The following is a 26,084-nucleotide window of genomic DNA, read 5'->3' on the forward strand; positions in this document are numbered from 1 at the left end:
AAAGTCCCTTAACCATAGATCCGCGCCGAATGGCGCATTTTTGAACAGGCCCCCTCGAACGCCCCGCCCTCGAACGGACCTCGGCCGCTCGCAGCCTCGCGGCCGGGCCGGGGGCCGGACCGTCAGGCCAGTTCCACCTGGCTGACCGAGTATCCCTGTTCGCGCAGCGCCGCGACGAGGGCGTCGATCTGCTCGCGGTCGCGCGCCTCGCACTCGATATCCGTGATCAGCCCCTTCGCCGGGAGGCTGGTGAAGATCCGCTGGTGATAGATCTCGATGATGTTGACGTTGTGCGCCTCGAACTCGCGCATTACGCGGTAGAGCGCGCCGGGCCGGTCCTGCAGCGTGACCCGCAGGCGCGCCAGGCGGCCCGACCGCGCGAGATCGCGCAGGAGGACGTTCGCCAGCAGGCGGGTATCGATATTGCCGCCGCACAGGACGAGGCCGATCTTGCGCCCGGCGAAGCGCTGAGAATGCTCCAGCACCGCGGCGAGCCCGGCCGAGCCGGCCCCTTCGACGACGGTCTTCTCGATCTGGAGCAGCAGCGACACCGCCTTTTCCAGCGATTCCTCGCTGACCAGCATGATGTCGTCCACCCGGTCGGCGATGACCCTGGAGGTGAAGGCGCCGGGCGCCTTGACCGCGATCCCTTCGGCCAGCGTGTCGCCGCCGCAATCGCGGTCTTCGCCCTTCACTTTCGCATACATCGACGGGAACAGGGCCGCCTGCACGCCGACGACCTCGATCTCGGGCCGCAGGGCCCGCGCCACGGTGGACATGCCGGAAATCAGGCCCCCGCCGCCGATCGGCGTCACCAGGCAATCAATCTCGGGCGCGTCCTCCAGCATCTCGAGCGCCACGGTGCCCGCGCCCGCCGCGACGTTGGGATCGTCGAACGGGTGCACGAACGTGAGGCCCAGCTCCTCCTCCAGCTTGCGCGCGTGGGCATAGGCTTCGTCGAAAGTCTCGCCTTCCAGCACGACCTGTCCGCCCACGCTCTCGGTCTGCATGACCTTCACCGTCGGGGTCGGGCGCGGCATGACGATCGTGACCGGCACGCCGAGTCGGGTGCCGTGATAGCTGAGCCCCTGCGAGTGGTTGCCGGCCGAGGCGGCGATAACGCCCCGCTCGCGCTGTTCGGGCGAGAGGAGGAGCAGCGCGTTGAGCGCGCCGCGTTCCTTGTAGGCGGCGGTGAACTGCAGGTTCTCGAACTTGAGCCAGATGTCCGCCCCCGCGATTTCCGACAGCGTCTTGCTGTGCATCGTCGGCGTGCGCACGACGGCGCCGGCGATCCTCTCGGCCGCGGCGCGGACGTGATCGACGGTGAGGCTGTCGGCGGAGGATTCCGCTGCGGAAACGGTGGCTGGCTCGGTCATGGCCGAGCGCCCTAGGGCAAAACGGCCAAGCAGGAAATATGCGACGTGACGGCCCCGGCGAGCGCCCGCTCGCTCCGCCGGCGCCGATCCCGGCCCCTATTGCATCCCCCGCCACTTGCCGTAACTGCCGGGCCGACGGCCGAAGCCGTGCCTGCGAAGCCTAAGGAGAGACGATGATCCGCCCCGCCCTTTCCGCCCCCGCCCGCTCCGCGATCGCTCTTTCCGCTGCCGCCCTCGCCTGTGCCTGGGCCGCCCCCGCCGCGGCCGATACCCTGGTGGACAATATCCAGGGCATCACGATCGACACCGATGGCGAGGTGGAAACCTTTACTGGGCTGGTCATCGGCGACGACGGGCGGATCGCGAAAGTCCTGAGCCGGCGCGACAAGCGGCCGCGCGATACCGATTTCCACGTCGATGGCGAAGGGCGCTTCGTGATCCCGGGGATCGTCGATTCGCATCTTCACGTCATGGGTATCGGGCTCGCGGCGCTCACGCTCGACCTGTCGGACACGACCTCGCTGGCCGAAGCGCAGCAGAAGATCGCCGCCTATGCCGCGGCCAATCCCGGCCGCCGCTGGATCATCGGGCGCGGCTGGAACCAGGAGAAATGGGGACTGGGCCGGTTCCCGACCGCCGAGGAGCTCGATGCCGCGGTGGCCGACCGCCCCGTCTGGCTGGAGCGGGTGGACGGCCACGCCGGCTGGGCCAACACCGCGGCCATGCGCATCGCGGGGGTGGACGCGGACACGCCCGACCCCGCGGGCGGGCGTATCGAGCGCGTTGCCGGCACGCGCCGCCCGGCGGGCGTGTTCGTCGATGCGGCGAGCGAACTGGTCGCGGCCAGGCTGCCCGCCCTGCGCCCCGAGGACCGCGACCTCGCGCTGCAGAAGGCGCAGGACGCGCTCCTGCGCCAGGGCGTCACGGCCGTTGCAGACATGGGCACGACGATCGAGGACTGGCAATCCTATCGCCGCGCGGGCGACGGCGGCTGGCTGAAGATCCGGATCATGGCCTATGCCGCGGGCACCGGGGCGATGGAACTGATCGGCGGCCCCGGCCCGACCCCGTGGCTCTATGACGACAGGCTGCGGCTGAACGGGGTCAAGATCTACCTCGACGGGGCCCTCGGCTCGCGCGGGGCCTGGCTCAAGCGGCCCTATGCCGACGACCCGGGCAATACCGGGCTGCCGCTGCTGACCGGGTCGCAGCTTCGCAACCTGATGAGCCGCGCCGCGCTCGACCGGTTCCAGGTCGCCGTCCATGCCATCGGCGATGCCGCCAATGCCGAGGTGCTGACCGCGATCGACGAGCTTTCGGAAACCTATGAGGGCGACCGCCGCTGGCGAATCGAACATGCCCAGGTCGTCGATCCGGCCGATATCCCCCGCTTCGCGCGGCACGGCACGATCGCCTCGATGCAACCGGTGCACCAGACCTCCGACCGGCAGATGGCGGAGCTGCGGCTCGATCCGCCGCGTCTCGCGGGTGCCTATGCATGGAAATCGATGACCGGGGGCGGCACTCCGCTGGTCTTCGGATCGGACGCGCCGGTCGAATCGGCCGATCCCTTCGCCGGCCTGGCCGCCGCGATCACGCGGCGCGGGGCCGACGGGCAGCCCTTCGGCGGCTGGTACCCGGCCGAGGCGGTCGGCCGCGAACAGGCGCTCGCCTCGTTCACCAGCCTCGGCGCCTATGCCGGCTTCGCCGAAGGGCGATTTGGCCGGATCGCCGAAGGGGAGTGGGCGGATTTCGTCCTGATCGACACCGATCCGCTGCTCGCCACGCCCGAGGAACTGCGCGCCACCCGGGTCCTGCAGACCTGGGTCGGGGGGGAACGGCTTTTCCTCGCCGGGGAAGCGGCCGACGACTGATCCTGCCGCCGCCCCGGCTGCACGATTGGTCGCAAGATGCTTCGGCCGCGATACTCTTAGTGCTTTTGCAACCTTATTCGGCGATTGCGCCGATACGGCGAGACTTTTGAGCCACAGTGGTGCCTTTATTGTTTTTCGTCGGGAATTTTGGGTTGTCAGCCCAATGCGCCTGCCTTAGTGGGGGCGACGAGTTTCGAAGTGTTTGAGTGCTCAGGAGACGTATCGATGAAATTCCGCAACGTTCTTGCCGCGACGGCAGCTCTGTCCCTCGCCGCGTCGCCGGCCCTCGCTCAGTCGGCCCCGGTTGCCGATCGTGCGACCGCTCCCGTCGAAGGTGAGAGCGAGATCGCTGGCGGCAGCTCCAGCATCATTCTCGCCATCCTGGCGGCGGCCGCCATCGTGGCCGGCATCGTGATCGCCGTCGACGGCGACGACGATCCCGTCAGCGTCTGATTCGACCGAATCAGAACACGGTTCAGGAAAACGGGGCTTTCGGGCCCCGTTTTTTGTGCCCGCGTTCCACGGCTGACGCGATCTCCCCTCCGCGCGCGCGGCCGCGCGGGACCAACCGCCGGTAGCGCACCGGCCATTGCGGACGATCAGGGCTTCGCAGGCACAACGACCCGGCAAAACCGGGATGGCGCCGAGGTGCGATGCCCTATGCGCGGCAGGTGCCCGGCCACGGACCCATCTATGCCCGGGCGACCTTGCGGCCCACTTCACGGCGGCCCGCCCTCGTTCCGTCATGTCCGCGCAGGCTGGACGGCAGGCGGAATCAGATTTCCTCGCCCGGCGCTTTCGGCGGGGCTGCTCCGGCCTCCGCGCCGGTTTCCTCGCCTTCCGTCTCCCGCTGCCGCTCGGTAATCCGCATCAGCGCCAGCGATCCTTCGAACAGCAGCAGCAGCGGCAGGGCGAGGATGAGCTGCGAGCCGGGATCGGGCGGCGTGACGATGGCTGAGACGGCGACGACCAGCACGACGACATAGCGCCGTGCCGAAGCCAGCTGGGCGCGCGAGACGATGCCCGCGCGGTTGAGCAGGAGCAGCAGGACCGGCAGCAGGAAGCTGATGCCGAAGGCCAGGATGAACTGCATCACCAGCGACAGGTAATTGCCGGTGCCGGGCAGCGCCTCGATATCGAGGCCGCCGACGGTCCCTTCGAAGCCGAGGAACCAGCGAAACGCCGTCGGCATGACGACGTAGTAGGCAAGCGCGGCCCCGCACACGAACAGGATCGGGGTCGCGACCAGGAACGGCAGGAAGGCGCGTTTCTCCCGCGCGTAGAGGCCGGGCGCGACGAAGGCCCAGAGCTGGTTGGCAATGATCGGGAAACTGATGAAGAAGGCCGCGAAGAGCGCCACCTTCAGTTCGACGAAGAACGCCTCGTAGAGCTGGGTGTAGATGAGCCGCCCCTGCCCCTGGGGGAAAGCGGCGGTCAGCGGGCGGACCAGGAATCCGAAGATGTCGTCGGCGAAATAGAGGCAGACCGCGAAAGCGACCGCGAGCGCGAGGACGCAGCGCAGCAGGCGCGTGCGCAGCTCGATCAGGTGGTCGAGGAGCGGCGCCTGCGTCTCGTCGAGATCGCGCAATTTCAGTGCCATGTCCGCCCTACCCCGCCGGCGGCTTGCCGAGCGGCAGGCCGGGCTGGTCCTCGCCGCCGCTTTCGCGATCCGCTTCGCCAATTCCGGCCGCGGGCGGTTCGCCGCGCGCCTCCGCCGAGGCGGGCGGCGCGCCGCCCGAGGGGGCCGCGTGCGAGCCGTCGATATCCGGCGCTTCCATGTCCTGCGGGGGATGCTGGGCCATGATCCGGGCGTTCTGCTCGCGCCATTTCTTCTCCATGTCCTCCATCTCCGCCTCGCGGACCATCGCGTCGATGCCGGTGCGGAAATGGGCCGACACCCGGCGCACCTTGCCGATCCAGCGCCCGGCCGTGCGCAGGGCGAGCGGCATGTCCTTCGGGCCGATCACGAGGATCGCCACGATCGCAATCACCAGGAGCTCGGTTGCGCCGATATCGAACATGGGATCAGGCGGCGCGGCGCAGCCGCATCAGCGGCCCTTGTCGCGCGATTCCGCCGCCTTGGTATCCGCCGCGGCGTCGGACGCGGGCTTGGCCTCGTGCGCGGGGCCTTCGATCCGCGGTGCGGGCTTGTTTTCCTGCCCGTCCTCTTCGTTCATGCCCTGCTTGAAGCTTTTGATTCCCTTGCCGAAATCCCCCATCATCTCGGAAATGCGGCCGCGCCCGAAAAGCACGAGGATGACGAGCGCGATGATGATAAGCTGCCAGGGGCCGAGCGACATGGGTAACCTTTCCGATTGCTTTGGCCCATTATAGGCGCTCGCCCCGCCCGTTGCCAGCGGCGAAGGCAGCGATCAGTCTTCCGGCGAACGCTGCGGCGCGGCGGCCCCGCTGCCGGCCCGGCTCTCGTCCGCGCCGCAATCGTCCGGGCCCAGGTCGTCCGGCACCTGATCGTCCGGCGCCTGATCGTCAGGCACCCCGCCTTCGGGCTCCCCGTCCCCCGCGGCCCCTTCCTGCGAGACGATGGCATCGTAGGCGTCATCGACCGGGTCGAGCAGGCCGGCGGCGCGTAACTCGTCGATGCCGGGCAGGTCGCGGCGCGATTCGAGGCCGAAGTGCTGGAGGAACTCGGGCGTCGTCGCATAGATCACCGGCCTTCCCGGCACCTCGCGCCGGCCGGCCGCGCGCACCCAGCCCGCCTCCATCAGCACGTCGAGCGTGCCCGAGGAGGTCTGGACGCCGCGAATCGATTCGATTTCCGCCCGGCTGACCGGCTCGTGATAGGCCACGATCGCCAGGACCTCGGTCGCCGCACGGCTGAGGCGGCGGACCTGTTCGCGCTCCCGCCGCAGCAGGTGGGCAAGATCGGGCGCGGTCTGGAAATGCCACCGCTTGCCGCGCTCCACCAGTTCGATCCCCCGGCCTGCATAGTGCCCCGCCAGTTCGCGCAACGCCCGGCGGACCGCGGCCGGTTCCGCATCGCCGAGGTGGCCCGCGAGCGCTTCCACCGTCATCGGTTCTTCGGCCGCGAACAGCGTGGCTTCCACCGCGCGCTGGAGATCGTCCACCGCCCCGCTCATCCCGGCGCCCGCCGCAAACGCAGGGGGCCGAAGGTTTCCTGCTGGTCCAGCTCCGCCTTGCCGAGCCGGGCGAGCTCGAGCGCGGCGACGAAGCTCGATGCCAGGGCGGAACGGCGCAGGCGCGGTTCGGCGTGCGGCGGCAGGAAGTCGCGCAGTTCCATCCAGTCCAGAGTCACGCCGAGCATGGCCGAAACCCGGTCCAGCGCCGATTCGAGCGTCATCACCGGCCGTTCGCGCACCATGTGGATCGCCGGTGCCGTGCGCGCCTTGACGCGGCCATAGGCCTGGACGAGCGCGTACCAGTCGCACGTCCAGCGCGTCGTCCGATCGATCCGCAGGCCTTCGGGCGCCGGCCGCAGGAAGACGTCGCGCCCGATGCGGTCGCGCGCCATCAGCCGCGCCGCCGCCTCGCGCATGGCGCCCAGCCGCTGGAGGCGCAGTTGCAGGCGCAGGGCCAGCTCTTCCGGGCTCGGGTCCTCCTGCTCCTCCCTGGGCAGCAGCAAGGCGGACTTGAGATAGGCGAGCCAGGCCGCCATCACCAGGTAATCGGCCGCCAGTTCCAGGCGCAGCGCCTCGGCCCGCTCGATATAGTCAAGGTACTGGTCGACCAGCGCGAGGATCGAGATCGAGCGCAAGTCCACCTTCTGCCGCCGCGCGAGATCGAGCAGGAGATCGAGGGGCCCTTCCCACCCGTCGAGCTCGAGGTAGAGCGCGGTTTCCTCGCCCTCGCGCGTGCCGGGGCCGTCCCAGCCGCTTTCCGGCCCTTGCGACGGCGTTTCGCCGACGACGGAGCCGGCCTCGTTCACGCGGCCTTCCCGGCTTGCGAAAGCAGCGCGTCGCGCTTGGTAATAAGCGCGCGCCGCCTCTCCGCGTCGTCCCCCGGCGCTGTACTTTCGAGCGCCGTCCCTTCGAGAGCGCGGGCCAGCCGCTCGCGCGTGCGCGGGCCGGCCGGCGGGAGGCCGTTTGCCATGGCCGCCATGTCGTCCATCCTCGCCCAGCAGTTCAGCACCAGGTCGCAACCGGCCGCAATCGCCCGTTCGGCGCGTTCGAAGACCGATCCGGACAGGGCCTCCATGTCGATGTCGTCGGTGAGCAGGAGGCCGTCGAACCCGATCCGGCCCCGGATCACGTCGCCGATCACCTTGGGCGAGAGCGTGGCCGGGTTCTCCCCGTCCCAGGCGGTGAACAGCAAGTGCCCGGTCATCCCGACCGGGGCGTGCGACAGCGCCGCGAAGGGCGCGAGATCGGTTTCCAGCTCTTCCGCGCTGGCGGTGACGGTGGGCAGCTCCTTGTGCGTGTCGGTGCTCGAACGGCCGTGGCCCGGCATGTGCTTGATGCAGCCGGCCACCCCGCCCCGAGCCAGCCCGTCGAGGATCGCCCGCCCCAGCGCGGCGACCTGCATCGGCCTATCGCCCAGCGCGCGGTCGCCGATCACGTCGTGCGCGCCTTCCTGCCGGACGTCGAGCGGCGGATGGCAGTCCACGGTAATGCCCATTGCCGAAAGCTCCAGCGCCATCGCCTCCGCATTGACGCGGGCCGCCTCGATCGCGCTCGCCGGCGCCAGGCGATAGAGGCGGTCGAACGCCTCGCCTGTGGGATAGTCGCCCCAGTGCGGCGGGCGCAGCCGGGCGACGCGCCCCCCTTCCTGGTCGATGCAGATGAACAGCCGCTCGCGCCCGTGGAGATCGCGCAGGCTGTCGGTCAGCGCGCGCAACTGTTGCGGCGTTTCGCAATTGCGGCCGAAAAGGATGTAGCCGGCCGGATCGGCCTCGCGGAAAAAGGCACGCTCTTCCGTTGTCAGCGCAGTCCCGGACAATCCGAAAATGGCGGGCGTCATGGCCCGGGGTTCGCAGCTATCGCCGCCGACCGCAAGCGCGCCCTGCGCTTGCGATGTGCAAAACGCGCGTCCCCCGCGCGGCCTTGTCGCCGAAGCCGGCTGTCAGCGCCCGCTGTCCCGAGGCGGACCCGCCCGGTCAGCGCTTGACCTGGCAGGCGACCCCGTCGGACTGCAAGGCGTCGCACAGCCGCTTCGCGGCCGCGACATCGTCGGCGACGGCCTGGAGGCGATAGACCTTGCCGATATCGGCCTGCCCTTCCACCACCCGGTGGCGCACGCCGCTCAGCGCGTCGGTCTGGCGCGTCAGCGTGGTCCAGCCCCGCTGCGCCAGCTCGCGGGTGGAAAACGCGCCGACCTGCACGCCGACGCCGGCGGGGGCCTGGTTCGTTTCGCCGCTATCGCCATCGCCGTCTTCGCCGTCGGCCGCCGCGGGCGCAGGCTCGCTCTCGGCCAGGCGGCCTTCGCGGGTTTCGCCTTCGCCGATCGCGGGCGCGATGTCGCCGGTGCCTTCCGCGATCCGGCCGCCGGGATTCTCGGGCCGTTCCTTGTACGGGCCTTCGGGCGCCTCGATCGTGCTGCCGTCGGCGACCGCTTCGCCCGCGGAGTCGCGGTTGAGCAGGTACCACCCGCCCCCCAGGAGCGCGGCGAGCACCACCAGGGCCACCAGGACGAAACCGACGATACGGCCGGTATCGACGCCCGGCTCCTCGTCCTCGTAATCGGCCGATTCGAGCCAGGGCAGGCGTTCGTCCTCGTCGAGTTCGAGCCGCCCGTCGTCGGTGGCCTCGCCCTCTTCCCAGGTATCTTCCGCCGGCTCTTCGCCCTCGTATTCCCCGTCGCGCCCCGCCATGCTCACATCTCCTCCACGGCCTCCACCCCCAGCAGGGCCAGGCCATTGCGTATTACCTGCCCGATCTGCGCGGCGAGGAAAAGCCTCGCCGCGGTCAGCTCGCTGTCATGTGCCACGATGAAGCGCTTCGCCGGGTCGTCGTTGCCGAGGTTCCAGTAGGCATGGAACGCCGCCGCGAGGTCGTAAAGGAAGAACGCGATCCGGTGCGGCTCGCGCGCCTGGGCCGCGGCCTCGACCACGCGCGGGAACTGGGCCGCCTGCTTGACCAGGGCAAGCTCCTCGCCGCCCAGCCGGTCGAGCGCGTCCGGGGCGGGCACCACGCCCTCCGCCGCCCCCTTGCGCAAGGTCGAGCTGATCCGGGCATGGGCATATTGCACGTAGAAGACGGGGTTGTCCTTCGACGCCTCGACCACCTTGGCGAAGTCGAAGTCCATCTGCGCCTCGGGCTTGCGCGTCAGCATCGTGAAACGCACGACGTCCTTGCCCACTTCGCGCACGACGTCGGCCAGCGTGACGAAAGTGCCGGCGCGCTTCGACATCTTCACCGGTTCGCCGCCGCGCAGGAGCTGGACCATCTGGACCAGCTTCACGTCGAACGGGATCGTCCTGCCGCCCGCGCCTTCGCTCAGCGCGGCGACGGCCGCCTTGATCCGCTTGACCGTGCCCGCGTGGTCCGCGCCCCAGATGTCGATCAGGGCGTCGGCCCCTTCGGCCTTCTGCATGTGATAGGCGAGGTCCGCCCCGAAATAGGTCCAGCTGCCGTCGCTCTTGCGGATCGGGCGGTCCTGGTCGTCGCCGAACCGGGTGGAACGGAACAGCGGCAGCTCGACCGGCTCCCAGTCTTCCGGCGTCTTGCCCTTGGGCGCTTCGAGCAGGCCGTCATAGACGAGATCGTGCTCGCGCAGCCAGGCCTCGGCCGCCTCGGGCTTCCCCGCACGCTGCAGCTCGGCTTCCGAGGCGAAGACGTCGTGATGAATGCCCAGCAGCGCGAGGTCCGCGCGAATCAGCGCCATCATCTCGGCAACCGCGCGCTCGCGGAACAGCGGCAGCCAGTCGCTTTCGGGCCGGTCGCGGTAGGCATCGCCGAACTCGGCGGCCAGCGCCTCGCCCACCGGCTTCAGGTAGTCGCCGGGATAGAGGCCTTCGGGGATCGCGCCGATGTCCTCGCCCAGCGCCTCGCGATAGCGCAAGTGGGCGGAACGGGCGAGCACGTCCACCTGCCCGCCAGCATCGTTGACGTAGTATTCGCGGACGACCTCGTGCCCGGCGAATTCCAGCAGGGCCGCCAGGGCATCGCCGACCACGGCCCCGCGGCAATGCCCCATGTGCATGGGGCCGGTCGGGTTGGCCGAGACATATTCGATATTGACCCGCTGGCCCGCGCCGATCGCGGACCGGCCATAATCGCTGCCAAGCCCTGCGATCGCGCCGATCTCGCGCCGCCAGGCGGAATCGGCCAGCCGCATGTTGATGAAACCGGGGCCGGCGATGCCGGCGCTTTCGATCTGGGCGTCCCGGCCCAGGTGCTCGACGATCCTTTCGGCAAGGGCGCGCGGGTTCGTCGCGGCCTGTTTGGCCAGGACCATCGCGGCATTGGTCGCCAGGTCGCCGTGGCTCGCATCGCGCGGCGGCTCGACGGTGACATTGGCGCGCGAAACGCCGGCGGGCAGCACCCCCTCGGCTTCCAGCGCGGCGAGAACGGCATCGACTTTCGCCGCGAAGGCGGCGTGGAGGGTCTTTCTATCCGACATGGCCCGCGCGGTTAGACGAAATGGGGCAAAGCGCAAGCATGCGCCGCCTGCCCGGCCGCCATGACGGCGCCGCTAGCGCGTGGCGTTGTAGGCCAGTTGTTCCTCGGTCAGCTGGAAGCCGACGAGCAGTTCGAACGTCGCACGGTTCAGCGCGGCGCGCACTTCGGGGTTGGCCAGCGGGTCGAGCGCAGCGTCGGGATCGCCCGCGCGACGGCGGCGCGTGATGCGTTCGCGAATGTCGTCGGGCAGCGTGGCCGCCGCGCGATCGACGAAGGCGCCCGCGACGGCGCGGGCCTGTGCCCGTTCCTGCCCCGGCGCGAAATCGATCACCACCGTGCCCAGCCGCTTCGACTGGACCGCCGAACCGCCGCGCAGGACGGTGGCGAAATAGGGCAGTTCCACCCGGCGCGCCTCGCGCGTGTCGCTACGGCGGGCGAGAACGTCGAACGTCGCCTCGCTATAGATGCGCTCGCCCCCCTGCTCGTTGCAGGTGGAACGCAAGTTGGTGATCGAGGCGGTGACGTCGATGTCGGCCGCGTTGCGGCTGCCCGGCGTGCGGAAGGTCGTGATGTCGCCGGTATAGTCGGGCACGCCGACGGCGGGGCACGGGGTGCGCACGGCGGTAATGCCCACGCCCTGGTCGATGACGAGGTCACCCTCCCCCGCACAGGCCGCCAGGGCTGCGGCGAGAGCTACGGGGGCTAAGGCGCGGCGGCTCGGGATCATGCAAGGCTTCCTTCGAATTCCAGTGACGCCGCCCTAGCGGCGCGAGCGGCAAAGCGCTAGAGGCGCGGACATGAATGCCCCATTGCAGACCGCTGCGCGCCCCGACGAACGGCCGGCGCTGACCCTGCTGATCGCCGCGCCGCGCGGGTTCTGCGCCGGGGTGGACCGCGCGATCGAGATCGTCGAACGCGCGCTGGAGCGGTACGGCCCGCCGGTCTACGTGCGGCACGAGATCGTCCACAACCGCTATGTCGTCGATGGCCTGAAGGCCAAGGGCGCCGTGTTCGTGGAAGAGCTGGACGCCGTGCCCGACGGCGCACCGGTGGTGTTCAGCGCGCACGGCGTGCCCAAGGCCGTCCCGGCGGAGGCCGAACGGCGCGGGCTCGACTATCTCGACGCCACCTGTCCGCTGGTCAGCAAGGTGCACCGGCAGGCGGAACGCCAGATCGAGGCCGGGCGCCATATCCTCTTCATCGGCCACAAGGGGCATCCCGAAGTCGTGGGAACGATGGGCCAGGTACCCGAAGGCACGATGACGCTGGTCGAAACGATCGACGACGTCGCCGGGCTGGCCTTCTCGACCGAGGAACCGCTTGCCTACCTGACGCAGACCACCCTTTCGGTGGAGGACACGCGCAACATCGTCGCGGCGCTGCAGGAACGCTTTCCCCAGATCGTTGGCCCGCGCGCGGAAGATATCTGCTACGCCACCTCGAACCGCCAGGCCGCGGTCAAGGCGATCGCGCCCGACAGCGATCTCGTGCTGGTGATCGGGGCGCCCAATTCGTCCAATTCGCTCCGCCTGGTCGAAGTCGCCGAACGATGCGGGACCGCTGCCCGCCTGATCCAGCGCGCCGACGATATCGAGCCCGAATGGCTGGAAGGCATCGGCACCGTCGGCCTGACCGCCGGTGCCTCCGCCCCCGAAACCCTGGTTCGCGAAGTGGTGGACCGCCTGTCGCAGTGGCGCACGGTGGAAGAACACACGCTCGTGACGGCGGAAGAGAAAATGGTGTTCAAGCTCCCGCGCCAGCTGGCGGACTGAGGCCCCGCGTGGCGGTTTACACGCACCTCGGCGCGGAAGACCTGGCCGCGCTGATCGCCCATTACGACGTCGGCACGCTGGTTTCGGCCAAGGGGATCGCCGAGGGCGTTTCCAACAGCAACTGGCTGATCGAAACCGATCGCGCGCGCTATATCCTGACGATGTACGAACGGCGGATCGAGCTGGACGACCTGCCGTTCTTCCTCGGCCTGCTCGATCACCTGTCGGCCGCGGGCTGCCCGGTGCCGCGCACGATCCACGACCGCGAGGGGCGCGGCTGGCGCATGCTCGACGGCAAGGCGATCGCCCTGATCGAGTTCCTGCCCGGCGTCTCGGTCGATCGCCCGACCGCGCAGCAGGCCCACGCCGTCGGCATGGCGCTGGGGCAGTTGCACATCGCCTCGGCAAGCTATCGCGGATCGCGCGCCAACAACTTGCGGCCGCGCGACTGGCAGGCCCTGTTCGACAGGTGCGGCGCGGACCTCGCGCGGATCGACCCGGAACTGGCAGGGCTGACCGCCCGGCACATGCCCGACCTGCTCGACCGCTGGCCGCAGGGGCTGCCGGAAACGGTGATCCACGCCGACCTGTTTCCCGACAATGTCCTGATGCTGGGCGATCGGGTCGGCGGGTTGATCGATTTCTATTTCGCCTGCCGCGACTTCGCCGCCTACGACGTGGCGGTGACCCACGCGGCGTGGGCGTTCGATCCCACCGGCGCGCATTACCGGGAGGAGATCGGGCAGGCGCTGATCGCCGGATACGAACGGGTGCGCCCGCTGTCGGAAGAGGAACGGGCCGCCCTGCCGCTGCTGGCCAGGGGAGCTGCCATGCGCTTCGTCGCGACGCGCGCCTTCGACTGGCTGGACACGCCCGACGATGCCCTGGTGACGCGCAAGGACCCGATGGATTTCGCCCGGCGCGTGCAGTTTTACGCCGAAGCGGGCATGGCCCCCTTTGACCTGCAGGGCCGATCGGGCAATTGACGGCGGCGATGAAACAGGTCGAGATCTTCACCGACGGCGCGTGCAAGGGCAATCCCGGCCCCGGGGGCTGGGCTGCCTTGCTGCGCATGGGACGGCACGAAAAGGAGCTGGCCGGCGCCGAAAGCGACACGACCAACAACCGGATGGAACTGACCGCGGCGATACGCGGCCTTCAGGCCCTGACCGAGCCGTGCCGGGTCACGCTCTATTCCGACAGCAAGTACGTGCTCGACGGGATCACGCGCTGGGTGGAGGGATGGCAGCGGCGCGGGTGGAAGACGGCCAGCAAGAAGCCCGTCCGCAATGCCGACCTGTGGCACGAGCTGATCGAGGCCGCGGCCCGCCACGACATGCAATGGCGCTGGGTCAAGGGCCACGACGGCCATCCGGAAAACGAGCGGGTGGACCGCCTCGCCAGCGACGAGGCGGACCGGATCGCCCGCGAAGGCGAATAGCCTGGCGGCCGGTCAGCTTTCGTCGACGGTTTCCGCGCCGGGCCCGTTCTTCTTGATCGATTCGATCGCGTTCTTGGCGTTGGCCTTGCTGGAATAGCCCTCGGTCCAGAAGATCGCTTCGGAATTGTACATGAAGTAGGCGACGAATTCGCCGGCCTTGTTCTTCTTGATCTTGAAGTGGTGGGCCATCGCAGAAAATTCTCCCGAACCGTGAAAACCGGCCGGCACCCTAACAAATGTCAGCCCGATTGCTACCCGCTGCCGGCCGCGAAACGCGCGGGGGCATAGAGATCGGCGTCCAGCCGCTCGGTCATCGCGTCGCGCGGGCGCCCCAGCACGAGTTGCGCGCCCAGGCGCGCCGCCGCCGGCGCGGTCTGGATGCCGAAGCCGCCCTGCCCGGCGAACCAGAAGAACGCGCCGTCGCCCGGGTCGAACCCGTAGACCGGCCGCCGGTCGGGGGCGAAGCTGCGCAGCCCGGCCCACTTGCGCTCGACCGCCTCGACCCGCCAGTCGACCACCTCCTGCAAGGCGGCCACGGCCTGGGCCACGGCCAGTTCTCCGGGCGCCGTGTCGCACGGCGCCGATGGCGTTTCGTCCTGCGGGCTCAGCCACAGGCGGCCGTTCTCCGGCTTGAAGTAGAACGCGCCGCCGATGTCGAGCACCAACGGCAGGTCCGGCGAAGGCTGCGGATCGACCCGCACTTGCGCCACGGTGCGTTGCAGCGGCGCGATGCCCAGCGCGGCGACGCCCGCCATTTCCGCCACTTCGTCGGCCCAGGCCCCGGCCGCATCGATCAGCAGGTCCGCTTCGAACCGGGCGCCGCGCTCGGTCGCGACGGTCCAGCCGCCCGCCCGGCGAACGGCGTGCGACACCCGCGCGCGCAGTTCCACCGTGCCGCCTGCCCGCCGCAGTTCGGCGAGGTAATGGGCGTGGAGCCCGGCCACGTCGATATCGGCGCAGGCTTCTTCCCACACGCCGCCGGTCCAGCCGTCGCGCAGGCCGGGCACCTGCGCCGCGACCCCTTCGCGCCCGAGCCGCTCCAGCGTGGCCCCGCTGTCGGTGAAGCGCGCCATGAAGGCGTCGAGTTCGCCATGCTGCCCCTCGCGCCCGATGTAGAGCGCGCCGCGCCGCGCGAGAAAGCCCCGTTCGCGCAAGTACGCGCCGGATGCGAGCGTCAGCGGGACGATACCGCGGCCGCCATAGCATTCTTCCCAGAACGCGGCGGAGCGGCCGGTGGCGTGGTACCCGGGCCGGTCTTCCGCCTCCAGCACCACGACCCGCGCGTGGGGGGCGAGTTCGGCCCCCAGGCTGGCCCCGGCCATTCCCCCGCCGACAATGGCGATGTCGAACCGTTCGGCCATTGCCCTACCCTTCGCGCGCGGCCGGTGCGGCGCGGTCGAGGAACGCGGCGATCGCTTCCATCGCGCGGTCGCGAACGGGATCGACCTCGCGCAGGATCTCGTGCCGCGCCTCGTTGCCGAACCGCACCAGTTCGCCTGCCGGCAGGCGCCGCGCGGCAGCCTCGATCGCGATCATGTCCACCAGCTTGTCGTTGGTCGTGCCGAGCAGGAGGACCGGCTGGCCGATAGCTTCCAGCACGTCGGGCGCGTCCAGCCCGCGCATCGATTCGTAAGCGCGCTCGACCCAGCCCCAGCTGCCCGGCCCCATGACAAGCTCCGGCCGCCGTTCGCGCCACCACAGCTCGTCGGCGTAACGATCCGCGTCGTGGGTCAGCAGGTTGATCCGGGTGACGGGCACTTCGCCCGGCTTCTCGCTCCATTTCCAGGCCGGCCGCGCCGGATCGCCGAAGCGCTTCATCGCGCCGGCAATGCGGTGCATCCAGCTGACCGGCAGCACGCTGCCGTAGAAGCCCAGCATCGGGGCCGAAAGCACCACCGCGTCCGGCCCGACCCGCCCTTCGGCCAGCGCGCGCAGGACCAGGTGGCCGCCCATCGAATGGCCGATCAGGACATGGGGGCCGCGAGTCTCCGCCCGCCAGAGCCGCCACAAGTGCGCGAGATCGTCCACCCAGCGGGAAAAGTCGTCGACGTGGCCCGTCACCGCGTCGTTGCCCAGGCGGCCCGAACCTGCCTGGCCGCGCCAGTCGGATGCCGTCACACGCCAGCCGGCACGGTGCCACTGTTCCAGCGCCTCGAGATATTTCTCGTAACAGTCGCCGCGCCCGGGAAGGAACAGGATCGATCCGCGCTTCCCGCCGGCCGCACCGGGCCAGTCGATCCGGCGAATGGCATGTTCGTCGGGCGCCATCCAGCGCCCCTCGGCCGCGTGGGCCGGAATGGCGCGGCGATCGATCCCGGCACTGTGGGAAGAGGCCTCGTCAGCGTGGCTAATGCCGTCCTCCTGGGGGTGGTTACTATTTGGTAAGCGCTAGGCCCTAGCATCGAGGCCGAAGGGGCACCATCGGGGGGTTCGATGCCGGAAGGCCATTTCCACTACGTACTGCTTGCCGGCTTGGCAATCGCGCTGGTTATCGCCGCGTTCACCGATATTCGCCGGCGCCAGATCGACAACTGGCTGACCCTGGGAATCGCGCTGGCCGCGCCCCTGTTCTGGTGGGCCGGCGGCGTCTCGCTGTGGCCCGGCGTCGCGATCCAGCTGGGCGTCGCGCTGGCCGTTTTCGCCGTTCTCGCCGGCCTGTTCGCGCTGGGATGGATGGGCGGCGGCGACGTGAAGCTGCTGACCGCGCTGGCGCTGTGGATAGAGCCGGGCATCTTCGTCCAGCTGTTGATCGTCATGGCCCTGGCCGGCGGGGTGCTCACCGTGGCCATGGGCGCATGGCACGTCATGCGGCGCCAGCGCGACCGCCTGGCCGTGCCCTATGGCGTCGCGATCTCGTTCGGCGGCCTCTGGGTCCTGTGCACCCATTACCTGCCGCGGACTGATTTCACGGGAATTTTGGGGTGAACCCGATCTTAACCAGTCGGCCGCTAGAGCCGACCGGCACATCCGCCCGCACTTTCCGCGGGCAATACGAGGGGGCTTGGTAAGCCATGGATAGGAAGAAGCTGGTTCTGCTGCTCGGCGCGCTGGTCATCGCGATCGCCACTGCGCTTGCGGCGCGCAGCATGTTTGCCGGGGCCTCCGCGCCCCGTGCCGAGGCGGCACAGCCCGTGCCGCAGGGGCCCAAGGTCCTGGTCGCCCAGCGCGCGCTGCCGACCGGCACGATCATCACCGCCGATGCTCTCGGCTTCCAGATGTGGCCCGAAGAGCTGGTGCAGGACGCCTATTTCCTCGATGGCGAATCGGACATTACCAAGCTGCTCGGCACGGTCGTGCGGCACCCGATCACGGCCGGCGAGCCGGTGACCCAGGGCTCGCTGGTCAGCCCGGGCGACAGCGGCTTCCTCGCCGCCGCGCTCGGCCCGGGGATGCGGGCGGTGACCGTCCCCGTCTCGGCCAAGACCGGCGTAGCCGGCTTCGTCTTCCCGGGCGACCGGGTGGACCTCGTCCTGACCCAGGCGGTCAAGGGCGACGACGGCCAGTCGCTCAAGGCATCCGAAACCATCCTGCGCAACCTGCGCGTCCTCGCGACCGACCAGTCCACGACCCAGGAAACGGTCGACGGCAAGACGGTCGTGCGCGCCTTCCGCACCGTCACCCTCGAGGTGACGCCCAAGATCGCCGAGAAAGTCGCCGTCGCGCAGACGATCGGCACGCTCAGCCTCTCGCTGCGCTCGATCGCCGACAGCCAGTCCGAACTCGAACGCGCGATCGCCGCGGGCGACATCAAGGTGCCCGACGACGCGACGCCGGAGGAAGAGGAAAAGCTGCTGGCCGAGGCGATGGCCCGGCCGATCGACCAGGGCAGCACTTACGTGACCGGCGGCGACGTATCGCGCTTCCAGCGGTCCTCGATGCCCAGCACGCGCCCCTCCGCCCCGACGGTCGCCGCGGTCCCGCGCGCCATCGGCGACAACCGCGCCGATCGCGCCCCGGCGCCGAGCGGCCCCGTGGTCCGCGTGACCCGCGGCAAGGACACGGTCGAAGTCCCGGTGGGGACGAAGTGACCATGCGCCGGCCCAGCACCCGTTCCGCCTGCCGTGTCCGCGGCACGCAATCGAAAGGCAAGACCATGAAACGCCGCCTTTTCGCAACTGCCCTGTTCGCCGGGGCCGCACTGGCCCCGGTGGGCGCCCTGTCCATCCCCGCGGCCCAGGCCCAGGTCGTCGCCCGCCCGACCCAGACGGTCGTGCTGTCGATCGGCCGGGGCGAGCTGATCAGCGTGCCCGGCGCGATGGCCGACGTCTTCGTCGCCGACGAATCGATCGCCGACGTCCAGGTCAAGTCGCGCCGCCAGCTCTACGTCTTCGGCAAGGCCGGCGGCGAGACCACGATCTACGCCAGCAACGCGGCCGGCGACATCATCTGGTCGGCCAACGTGCGCGTGGGATCGAACATCGACTCGATTCCGCAGATGCTGACCCTGGCGATGCCCGAGGCGCAGATCTCGGTCGCCACGATGGGCACCAATACCGTGCTGCTGACCGGCACCGTCGCCGCGCCCGAAGACGCGGCCGAGGCCGAGCGCCTCGTCCAGGCTTTCGTGGGCGAGGAAATGAACGTGATCAGCCGGCTGAAGATGGCAACGCCGCTGCAGGTCAACCTGCAGGTCCGCTTTGCCGAAGTCAGCCGTTCGCTCGTCCGGGCGATCGGCGCCAACCTGGCCTCGTTCGACGGTTCGAGCGGGTTCAAGTTCGGCGTGACCACCGGCCGTTCGCCCTTCCCGCAATATGCGCCGGGCGGCGGGGTCTTCACCGGCGTGACCGAGGCGACCGAGGGCACCAGCGTCGTCACCGGGATCGACGGCGGGACCACGATCGCCGGGATGGGCCAGTTCCTCGGCCTCGATCTCGCCGGTGCGCTCGACCTCGCCGAACGCAACGGCCTGCTGACCACCCTGTCGCAGCCCAACCTGACCGCGCTCTCGGGCGAAACGGCCGAGTTCCTCGCCGGCGGCGAGTTCCCGATCCCGATCAGCCAGGGGCTGGGTACGACCGCGGTCGAATTCCGCAAGTTCGGCGTCAGCCTGGCCTATACGCCGACGGTGCTCGCCAATGGCCGGATATCGATCCGGGTGCGGCCCGAGGTGTCCGAGCTGTCGAGCCAGGGCGCGGTGACGCTGGAAGGGTTCCAGATCCCCGCGCTGACCATCCGCCGCGCCGAAACGACGGTGGAACTCGGCTCCGGCCAGAGCTTCATGATCGCCGGCCTGATGAGCAACAGCGCGAACAGCACGATCGACAAGGCCCCCGGCCTCGGCGACGTGCCGATCCTGGGCAACCTGTTCCGCTCGCGCTCGTTCCGCAAGGGCGAGACCGAGCTGGTCATCGTGGTTACCCCCTACCTCGTGAACCCGGTCGACGCGAACGACATCCGCCTGCCGACCGACGGGTTCCACGCGCCGAACGAGGCCGCCGGCCTGTTCGGGTACCAGGAAAACGCCGGCGTCAGCGGCCAGCGCCGCCCCGCGCCGACCACGGTCGAACGCGATGCGCCGCAGCCCGACGTGTCGCGGATCGATCCGCAGGCGGTCCTGCCCGGCGCGTCCGGCAACCGCCAGCGCAGCGCCGGCGGCGCGGCGCCCGGCTTCAGCCTGAAGTGAGAAAGGTGAACACGATGCCCAAGGCCATCAATCGTACATTCGCGGGCGCGCTCGCCATCTCGCTGGGCCTGTCGCTCGCGGCCTGCGGCGGAATGCCCCGCAACGCGAGCCTCTATTCGACCAAGCAGGCGGTGGTGGAGCGCACGAACTACACGCTCGACGTCCATGCCGGCCCCGGCGGCCTGCCGATTTCCGAGCAGCAGCGCCTGGCCGACTGGTTCGAGACCGTCGACCTGCGCTACGGCGACCGGGTCGCGATCGACGGTCCTTCGGCCGGCGGCGCCACGCGCGAGGCGATTGCCAACCTCGCCGCGCGCCACGGCATCCTGCTGAGCGAAGGCGCGCCGGTGACGGTGGGCCACGTCGCCCCCGGCAGCGTGCGCGTGGTGGTAACCCGCTCGATCGCCGAAGTCCCGGGATGCCCGGACTGGTCGGCCAAGTCGGACATGAACTACACCAACGCGACGCACCCGAACTACGGCTGCGCGGTCAACAGCAACATGGCCGCCATGGTCGCCAATCCCGAAGACCTGATCAGCGGCCAGACCGGCACCGGGGAAACGGTGGTCATGAGCTCGAGCAAGGCGATCAGCAGCTACCGCGAGAAGGCCCCGACCGGCGAAGGCGGGCTGCCGGCCGCGGGCACCGGCGCCGGGAACGGAGGAAACTGACGATGAATGCACCCTGGAAACCCAGCGGCAACCGCGACCCCTTCGCTGCATTCCTGTGCGACGAGGCCGCGCTCGACGTCCTGCGCCCGATCGTGGTCGAAATGGGCTGGCAGCCGGAAAAATGCGCGCGCGGCGGCCTTCGCAACGCCGTGCAGTCGCTGTCGGTAACGGCCAGCCCGAACATCCTGATGGTGGACCTGTCGGAAAGCGGCGACCCGCTGAACGACATCAACGCCCTGGCCGAAGTATGCGAGCCGGGCACGGTCGTGATCGCGATCGGCCAGGTCAACGACGTGCGGCTTTACCGCGACCTGCTGGCCAGCGGCATCCACGACTACCTGCTCAAGCCGCTCTCCGCCGGGCAGCTGCGCGATGCGCTCAACCATGCCCAGGCAGTGTTCGCCGCCCCGCGCACGAGCGACCCGGCGGCGGCCAAGCGCCATATCTCGACCGCGGTCGTCGGCACGCGCGGCGGCGTCGGGGCATCGACCCTCGCGACCTCGCTCGCCTGGCTGTTCAGCACCGACCACGCCCTGCCGACCGCGCTGTTCGACCTCGACGTGCATTTCGGGACCGGCGCGCTCGCGCTCGACCTGGAACCCGGTCGCGGCCTGACCGACGCGATCGACAGCCCGAGCCGGATCGACGGCCTGTTCATCGAACGCGCGATGATCCGCGCGAACGACAACCTCGCGATCCTTTCGGCAGAGGCGCCGATCAACGCGCCGCTGATGACCGACGGATCGGCCTTCGTCCAGCTGGAGGAAGAGTTCCGCCAGGCGTTCGAGATGACGGTGATCGACCTGCCGCGCAACATGTTGATCAACTTCCCCCACCTGCTGGCGGAAGTGAACGTCGTCGTCCTGGCGACCGAGATGACGCTGGCCTCCGCCCGCGACACGATCCGCATCCTCTCGTGGCTGAAGACCAATGCCGCCCACGCGCAGACGATCGTCGTGGCGAACAAGGTCCAGCCGGGCGTTACGGAGATCAGCAAGGCCGATTTCGAGGCCTCGATCGAACGCGCGATCGACTTCACCGTCCCCTTCGACGCGAAGGGTGCGGCCAACGCGGCCAAGCTGGGCCAGACGTTCGTCGACGCGAACCGCTCGAGCAAGGCCGGCGCGACCCTGCGCCGCGTGGCCGACCAGGTGATCGGCGCGAGCGACGAGAGCGCGCTGGACGACGAGCCGGCGAAGAAGTCGCTCCTCGGCAGCTTCGACCTCAAGTCGCTGCTGGCGAAGAAGGACAGGAAGGTCGCGGCCCCGGCCGAATGATCCGGGGCTGCCCGGTGCGCCGGCCGCGGCCGGCGCGAGTGGCAGGGAAAGGCAGGACAGGCGCATGAATATCATCCAGCTTCTGCTGGTCGGATGCGGGCTCATGGCCTTGATGGTCATCGGCTATATGCTGGTGTCCGGTCCCTCGGCCGCGAAAGAGGCGCAGCGGCGCATGGAGGCGCTGCGGTTCCGCCATTCGGAAAGCACCGACACCAAGGTCGAATCGCAGCTGAAGAAGGCCATCGCCGCGCGCAAGCCGACCGTCCACAAGGTCGCCGGCTCGACGTCGCGGATCGAGGCCCTGGCCCTGCGGCTCGACCGCACGGGCCAGAAATGGTCGGTCGCCCAGTACTTCTACGCCTCGTTCGGCCTGGCGCTGGCAGTGGCGGTGATCGTCTATCTCCGCTCGGGCGCCCCGCTCCTCTCGCTCGGCCTCGGCCTGCTCGTGGGCGCGGGCCTGCCGCACCTCGTCGTCGGCCATTTCATCAAGCGGCGCACAAATGCCTTCAACGCCCGCTTCCCCGACGCGATCGAACTGCTCGTTCGCGGGTTGCGGTCGGGCCTGCCGGTCACCGAGACGCTGCAGGTCGTGGCGCAGGAGGTCCCCGGCCCGGTCGGCGTCGAGTTCAAGGGCGTCGTCGAGCGGATCAAGATCGGCCGGACGATGGAAGACGCGCTGCAGGACACCGCCGACCGGCTGGCGATCCCAGAGTTCAACTTCTTCTGCATCGCGCTGGCGATCCAGCGCGAGACCGGCGGCAATCTCGCCGAAACGCTTTCCAACCTCGCCGACGTGCTGCGCAAGCGGGCGCAGATGAAGCTCAAGATCCGCGCGATGAGCTCTGAATCGAAGGCTTCGGCCTATATCGTCGGCGCGCTTCCGTTTCTCGTCTTCGCCATGATCTGGTGGATCAACCCCGGCTATGTCGGCGGCTTCTTCGAAGACGAGCGCCTGATCGTCACCGGCCTGGGCGGCCTGGTGTGGATGTCGATCGGCGGGTTCATCATGGCCAAGATGGTCAGCTTCGAGATCTGAGCGAGGACGACAGGACATGCCCGATACGCCTCCCGGCCCCACGCTCCTCGGCGTCGACGTCATCCTCGTCGGCTCGATCCTCGCCGGGATCGCCGCCGTCGCGATGATGTTCGCGATCTATGCCGCCGTCACCGTGAAGGACCCGATGGTGCGCCGCGTGCGCGCGCTCAACGCGCGGCGCGACGAGCTGAAAGCGGGCATCGTCAAGGCCAACGCGCGCAAGCGCCAGAGCCTGGTCCGCAAGTCCGAGGGGACCGAGCGGGTCAAGGACACGCTGGAGGGGATGAAGGTCCTCCAGCAGAGCCAGATCGAGGGGATCCAGCAGCTGCTGGCCCACGCCGGCTATCGCAACAAGGAACTGGCGGTCTACGTCATCGCCGGGCGCATCATCCTGCCGCTCGTGCTGGGCGGGCTCGGTTTCCTGACGATCTACCTCGTCAACTACTTCCCCGACTGGGGCCCGATGCAGCGCTTCGGCGCGATGGCCGCCCTGCTGATCCTGGGGTACAAGGGGCCGGAAATCTTCCTGAAGAACAAGGCCACCAAGCGCACCGACGCGATTCGCAAGGGCCTGCCCGACGCGCTCGACCTGCTGGTCATCTGTGCCGAGGCCGGGCTGACCGTGGACACGGCCTTCAACCGCGTGGCCAAGGAACTGGGCCGGGCCTATCCCGAGCTGGGCGACGAGTTCGCGCTGACCGCGATCGAGCTGTCGTTCCTGACCGAGCGCAAGATGGCGTTCGAGAACCTCGCCTATCGCGTGGACCTGGAATCGATGCGCGGCGTGGTGACGACGATGGTGCAGACCGAACGGTACGGCACCCCGCTCGCCTCCGCCCTGCGCGTGCTTTCGGCGGAGTTCCGCAACGAGCGCATGATGCGGGCGGAAGAGAAGGCGGCGCGCCTGCCGGCGATCATGACGGTTCCGCTGATCATGTTCATCCTGCCGGTGCTGTTCATCGTGATCCTGGGTCCGGCGGCCTGCTCGATCAGCGACGCCTTCGCCTCCAACCCCGGGCGCTGAGCGCGCGGCCGGCTTGCGGCGCGCGGGCGGCGGTCAGCCGGCGCCCGGATCGCCGAAGTCGGTATCGGGATCGAGCTGTCCCGCCCGGTCGCGCACGCGCGAGAGCATCCGGCTGAATGTCGCGCGCTCTTCGGCCGTGAAGGCGGCGAAGAGGCGCTGTTCCATCTCCCGCGCCAGCGGCATGATCCGGTCGTAGGTGGCCCGCCCTTCCCCGGTCAGCGCGAGGTGGTGCGAGCGGCCGTCGGTCGCGTTCGGCTCGCGTTCCAGCAGCCCGCGTTCTTCCAGGCTGCGGCAGGCGCGGTTGACGGCCACCTTGTCCATCACCGTGCGCTCCGCCAGGTCGCGCTGCGTCGCCGAACCGGCATCGCCCAGAACCGCCATGATCCGCCATTCGGGAATCCGCAGGTCGAACTGGTTGCGGTAGACCTCCGCAATGCGGTTGCTGGCCGCGTTCGAGGCGATCGAAAGCTGGTAGGGCAGGAACTCGTCGAGCTTGGTCGGGCGGGCCGTGGAAGTCATCGGATGGTTTCTAAGGCAACCGGTCGCCTTGGCAAGCCGGCTAGCGATATTCGGGCTCGTCCCACCACGGGTAGAACGCCGGCATGTCGCGCGACGGCTTCAGCGGGAACTCCGGCGGCCGTTTCCCGAGGAAGCTCGCCACGCCTTCGGCCGCGTCGGCGGTGCGGGCCATCGAGTAGATCGCCCGGCTGTCCACCCGGTGCGCGTGCATCGGGTGCTCCGCGGCCGAGAGGCGCCACATCATCGCCCGGGTCAGCGCGACCGAGACGGCCGAGGTGCCGCGCGCGATCTCGTGCGCCAGCGCACGCGCCTCGCCCAGCAGCTTGTCCGCCGGGTGGACCGAGCGCACCAGGCCCGCGGCCAGCGCCTCCTGCGCGTCGAAGATGCGCCCGGTATAAGTCCATTCGAGCGCCTGCTGCATCCCCACCAGCCGGGGCAGGAACCAGCTCGAACAGGCTTCGGGCACGATCCCGCGCCGCACGAAGACGAAGCCGTAGCGCGCGGTCTCGGCGGCGAGGCGGATGTCCATCGGCAGCTGCATCGTCGCCCCCACGCCCACCGCGGCGCCGTTGCAGGCCGCGATCAGCGGCTTGGTCGCGTTGAACAGGCGCAGCGCGAGGCGCCCGCCCCCGTCGCGCACGACCGGGTCCGAAAGGTCTTCCACCGCCTGTTCGGCGGCGAAGGGCTTCGCCCCGTCTTCGGGCGCGAGGTCCGCCCCGGCGCAGAACGCGCGATCGCCCGCGCCGGTGAAGATCACCGCCCGCACCGCGTCGTCGGCGTCGATCGCGTCCATCGCGTCGATGATCTCGCCCATCATCGTGCGCGTGAAGGCGTTCAATCGCGCCGACCGGTCGAGCGTGATCGTCGCGATCCCCTCGTCGATGTCGAGTGCGATCTGGCTATAGCCGCTCATCGCCTTCTCCCTCGGCAACGGTGAGACATGGACCACATGTTACACTGTCCTGGCCCAAAAAACGGGCGCCCCCGAACCGGCGCAAATACGAACCGGGTCGGGGGCGCCAATTGTGGTCATCCCGCCACTATAACGCAGCCGGGACGCTGTAGGAAAGCGGTCAACGCGGGGCCATGCGGATCGCCCCGTCGAGGCGCACGTCCTCGCCGTTGAAATAGCCGTTCTCGATCATGCACATCGCCAGCGTGGCATATTCTTCCGGGTAGCCGAGCCGCTTGGGGAACGGGACCGAGGCCGCCAGGGCTTCCTTCACCTGCGGCGGCGCGGCGTTCATCAACGGGGTGTTGAAGATGCCCGGCAGGATCGTGTTGACGCGAATGCCCTCGCCCATCAGGTCGCGCGCGATCGGCAGGGTCATGCCGATCACCCCGCCCTTCGACGCGGAATAGGCCGCCTGGCCGATCTGCCCGTCTTCACCCGCGACGCTGGCGGTGTTGACGATCGCGCCGCGATCGCCGTCTTCGCCGAGCGGGTCGAGCGTCATCATCCCGGCCGCCGACTTCGCGATGCAGCGGAACGTCCCGACCAGGTTGATCTGGATCACCCAGTTGAAGGCGTCGAGCGGGAAGTGGCTGATCTCGCCCGTCTGCTTGTCGCGCTTGGCGGTCTTGATCGCGTTGCCCACCCCGGCGCAGTTGACCAGGATGCGTTCCTGGCCGTGTGCCTCGCGCGCCTTGGCGAACGCCGCATCGACAGAGGCTTCGTCGGTGACGTTGCATTCGCAGAAGACGCCGCCGATTTCCTCGGCCACTTTCTTCCCCTTCTCCTCCTGCAAGTCGAAGATCGCGACCTTGGCGCCTTTCGCGGCGAGCGCGCGCGCGGTCGCCTCGCCCAGGCCCGATGCGCCGCCGGTCACGACTGCGGGGGTATTGCTGCTGACTTCCATTGCTTCATCCTCTTCCTGATCCCCCGCGGGAGGCAGGGGCATCGTGCGATAGTGTCCGAAAACCCGCCGCGCTTATG

The 26,084-nt window shown here is 69.4% G+C and carries 28 protein-coding genes; 12 read left to right on the forward strand and 16 right to left on the reverse strand.

Translation table 11 applies throughout. From position 1 onward, the window contains the following. Positions 1–122: 122 nt before the first annotated feature. Positions 123–1,376 carry a threonine ammonia-lyase gene (locus T8T98_RS10785; RefSeq protein WP_160733803.1) on the reverse strand — a complete coding sequence of 418 codons (1,254 nt, stop codon included), beginning with the start codon at positions 1,374–1,376 and terminating at the stop codon, positions 123–125. Positions 1,377–1,549: 173 nt separating this feature from the next. Between T8T98_RS10785 and T8T98_RS10790 the strand changes: the two genes are divergently transcribed. Continuing rightward, positions 1,550–3,250: an amidohydrolase gene (locus T8T98_RS10790; RefSeq protein ID WP_251105192.1), complete on the forward strand. Its 1,701-nt coding sequence runs from the start codon at positions 1,550–1,552 to the stop codon at positions 3,248–3,250. Between the two features lie 225 nt (positions 3,251–3,475). Beyond that, complete coding sequence (locus T8T98_RS10795; protein WP_160733805.1) at positions 3,476–3,703, forward strand: hypothetical protein; 228 nt, start codon at positions 3,476–3,478, stop codon at positions 3,701–3,703. 322 nt (positions 3,704–4,025) lie between these two features. Here the strand turns inward: T8T98_RS10795 and tatC are convergent, their stop codons facing one another. The 9 genes from tatC to T8T98_RS10840 all read right to left on the reverse strand — a co-directional run bounded on the left by tatC (position 4,026) and on the right by T8T98_RS10840 (position 11,512). After that, positions 4,026–4,850 (reverse strand): twin-arginine translocase subunit TatC, encoded by an 825-nt coding sequence (tatC, locus tag T8T98_RS10800; protein WP_251105191.1) that lies wholly within the window; start codon positions 4,848–4,850, stop codon positions 4,026–4,028. Between the two features lie 7 nt (positions 4,851–4,857). Further along, positions 4,858–5,271 (reverse strand): Sec-independent protein translocase protein TatB, encoded by a 414-nt coding sequence (gene tatB / locus T8T98_RS10805; RefSeq protein WP_251105190.1) that lies wholly within the window; start codon positions 5,269–5,271, stop codon positions 4,858–4,860. 27 nt (positions 5,272–5,298) lie between these two features. Next, the gene (gene tatA, locus T8T98_RS10810) at positions 5,299–5,550 is read right to left on the reverse strand and encodes a twin-arginine translocase TatA/TatE family subunit (protein WP_160733808.1); all 252 of its coding nucleotides are present in this window, start codon (positions 5,548–5,550) and stop codon (positions 5,299–5,301) included. Positions 5,551–5,622: 72 nt separating this feature from the next. Further along, positions 5,623–6,348 carry an SMC-Scp complex subunit ScpB gene (gene scpB / locus T8T98_RS10815; protein ID WP_251105189.1) on the reverse strand — a complete coding sequence of 242 codons (726 nt, stop codon included), beginning with the start codon at positions 6,346–6,348 and terminating at the stop codon, positions 5,623–5,625. After that, positions 6,345–7,154: a segregation and condensation protein A gene (locus T8T98_RS10820; protein ID WP_251105188.1), complete on the reverse strand. Its 810-nt coding sequence runs from the start codon at positions 7,152–7,154 to the stop codon at positions 6,345–6,347. The genes scpB and T8T98_RS10820 overlap by 4 nt, the downstream gene beginning before the upstream one ends. After that, complete coding sequence (gene nagZ, locus T8T98_RS10825) at positions 7,151–8,185, reverse strand: beta-N-acetylhexosaminidase (RefSeq protein WP_251105187.1); 1,035 nt, start codon at positions 8,183–8,185, stop codon at positions 7,151–7,153. The genes T8T98_RS10820 and nagZ overlap by 4 nt, the downstream gene beginning before the upstream one ends. Positions 8,186–8,321: 136 nt before the next feature. Then, positions 8,322–9,035, reverse strand: coding sequence for an SPOR domain-containing protein (locus tag T8T98_RS10830; RefSeq protein ID WP_251105186.1), 714 nt, complete (start codon positions 9,033–9,035; stop codon positions 8,322–8,324). A gap of 2 nt (positions 9,036–9,037) precedes the next feature. Next, complete coding sequence (gene argS / locus T8T98_RS10835) at positions 9,038–10,786, reverse strand: arginine--tRNA ligase (RefSeq protein WP_251105185.1); 1,749 nt, start codon at positions 10,784–10,786, stop codon at positions 9,038–9,040. Between the two features lie 72 nt (positions 10,787–10,858). Beyond that, the gene (locus T8T98_RS10840) at positions 10,859–11,512 is read right to left on the reverse strand and encodes a hypothetical protein (RefSeq protein ID WP_160733814.1); all 654 of its coding nucleotides are present in this window, start codon (positions 11,510–11,512) and stop codon (positions 10,859–10,861) included. 70 nt (positions 11,513–11,582) lie between these two features. Between T8T98_RS10840 and ispH the strand changes: the two genes are divergently transcribed. Genes ispH through rnhA form a run of 3 tightly spaced genes read left to right on the forward strand, consistent with a single transcriptional unit; the run spans position 11,583 to position 13,998 of the window. Continuing rightward, a complete protein-coding gene (gene ispH / locus T8T98_RS10845; RefSeq protein WP_251105184.1) occupies positions 11,583–12,557 on the forward strand; it encodes a 4-hydroxy-3-methylbut-2-enyl diphosphate reductase in 975 nt (324 codons plus the stop codon). A gap of 8 nt (positions 12,558–12,565) precedes the next feature. Beyond that, a complete protein-coding gene (thrB, locus tag T8T98_RS10850; protein ID WP_251105183.1) occupies positions 12,566–13,543 on the forward strand; it encodes a homoserine kinase in 978 nt (325 codons plus the stop codon). Between the two features lie 8 nt (positions 13,544–13,551). Next, on the forward strand, positions 13,552–13,998 hold the full coding sequence (gene rnhA, locus T8T98_RS10855) for a ribonuclease HI (protein WP_160733817.1): 447 nt from the start codon (positions 13,552–13,554) through the stop codon (positions 13,996–13,998). A gap of 12 nt (positions 13,999–14,010) precedes the next feature. On the opposite strand, the gene T8T98_RS10860 is transcribed toward rnhA, so the two are convergent. The 3 genes from T8T98_RS10860 to T8T98_RS10870 all read right to left on the reverse strand — a co-directional run bounded on the left by T8T98_RS10860 (position 14,011) and on the right by T8T98_RS10870 (position 16,266). Then, positions 14,011–14,187 carry a YegP family protein gene (locus tag T8T98_RS10860; RefSeq protein WP_160733818.1) on the reverse strand — a complete coding sequence of 59 codons (177 nt, stop codon included), beginning with the start codon at positions 14,185–14,187 and terminating at the stop codon, positions 14,011–14,013. Positions 14,188–14,249: 62 nt separating this feature from the next. Next, positions 14,250–15,359, reverse strand: a complete 1,110-nt coding sequence (locus tag T8T98_RS10865) for an NAD(P)/FAD-dependent oxidoreductase (protein ID WP_251105182.1) — start codon at positions 15,357–15,359, stop codon at positions 14,250–14,252. A gap of 4 nt (positions 15,360–15,363) precedes the next feature. Beyond that, positions 15,364–16,266 (reverse strand): alpha/beta fold hydrolase, encoded by a 903-nt coding sequence (locus T8T98_RS10870; protein ID WP_251105181.1) that lies wholly within the window; start codon positions 16,264–16,266, stop codon positions 15,364–15,366. Positions 16,267–16,431: 165 nt separating this feature from the next. Here T8T98_RS10870 and T8T98_RS10875 point away from each other — a divergent pair, with 165 nt between their 5' ends. The 7 genes from T8T98_RS10875 to T8T98_RS10905 all read left to right on the forward strand — a co-directional run bounded on the left by T8T98_RS10875 (position 16,432) and on the right by T8T98_RS10905 (position 23,629). Further along, positions 16,432–16,923: an A24 family peptidase gene (locus T8T98_RS10875; protein ID WP_160733821.1), complete on the forward strand. Its 492-nt coding sequence runs from the start codon at positions 16,432–16,434 to the stop codon at positions 16,921–16,923. 86 nt (positions 16,924–17,009) lie between these two features. After that, positions 17,010–18,026 carry a Flp pilus assembly protein CpaB gene (gene cpaB, locus T8T98_RS10880; protein WP_160733822.1) on the forward strand — a complete coding sequence of 339 codons (1,017 nt, stop codon included), beginning with the start codon at positions 17,010–17,012 and terminating at the stop codon, positions 18,024–18,026. 65 nt (positions 18,027–18,091) lie between these two features. Next, on the forward strand, positions 18,092–19,621 hold the full coding sequence (locus T8T98_RS10885) for a type II and III secretion system protein family protein (protein WP_160733823.1): 1,530 nt from the start codon (positions 18,092–18,094) through the stop codon (positions 19,619–19,621). A 14-nt stretch (positions 19,622–19,635) separates the two neighbouring features. Then, the gene (locus T8T98_RS10890) at positions 19,636–20,292 is read left to right on the forward strand and encodes a CpaD family pilus assembly protein (RefSeq protein ID WP_160733824.1); all 657 of its coding nucleotides are present in this window, start codon (positions 19,636–19,638) and stop codon (positions 20,290–20,292) included. A gap of 2 nt (positions 20,293–20,294) precedes the next feature. After that, on the forward strand, positions 20,295–21,569 hold the full coding sequence (locus T8T98_RS10895) for a pilus assembly protein CpaE (RefSeq protein ID WP_160733825.1): 1,275 nt from the start codon (positions 20,295–20,297) through the stop codon (positions 21,567–21,569). Between the two features lie 64 nt (positions 21,570–21,633). After that, entirely contained in the window at positions 21,634–22,605 is a 972-nt protein-coding gene (locus T8T98_RS10900) for a type II secretion system F family protein (protein ID WP_160733826.1), read from the forward strand. A gap of 16 nt (positions 22,606–22,621) precedes the next feature. Further along, positions 22,622–23,629 (forward strand): type II secretion system F family protein, encoded by a 1,008-nt coding sequence (locus T8T98_RS10905; protein ID WP_160733827.1) that lies wholly within the window; start codon positions 22,622–22,624, stop codon positions 23,627–23,629. Positions 23,630–23,662: 33 nt separating this feature from the next. On the opposite strand, the gene T8T98_RS10910 is transcribed toward T8T98_RS10905, so the two are convergent. The 3 genes from T8T98_RS10910 to T8T98_RS10920 all read right to left on the reverse strand — a co-directional run bounded on the left by T8T98_RS10910 (position 23,663) and on the right by T8T98_RS10920 (position 26,007). Next, positions 23,663–24,148, reverse strand: a complete 486-nt coding sequence (locus T8T98_RS10910) for a MarR family winged helix-turn-helix transcriptional regulator (protein WP_160733828.1) — start codon at positions 24,146–24,148, stop codon at positions 23,663–23,665. A 40-nt stretch (positions 24,149–24,188) separates the two neighbouring features. Then, positions 24,189–25,061 (reverse strand): crotonase/enoyl-CoA hydratase family protein, encoded by an 873-nt coding sequence (locus tag T8T98_RS10915; RefSeq protein WP_251105180.1) that lies wholly within the window; start codon positions 25,059–25,061, stop codon positions 24,189–24,191. Between the two features lie 160 nt (positions 25,062–25,221). After that, positions 25,222–26,007: an SDR family NAD(P)-dependent oxidoreductase gene (locus tag T8T98_RS10920; protein ID WP_160733830.1), complete on the reverse strand. Its 786-nt coding sequence runs from the start codon at positions 26,005–26,007 to the stop codon at positions 25,222–25,224. Positions 26,008–26,084 lie beyond the last annotated feature (77 nt).

This window comes from Pelagerythrobacter marinus (assembly GCF_034375205.1).
Lineage (GTDB): Bacteria > Pseudomonadota > Alphaproteobacteria > Sphingomonadales > Sphingomonadaceae > Pelagerythrobacter > Pelagerythrobacter marinus.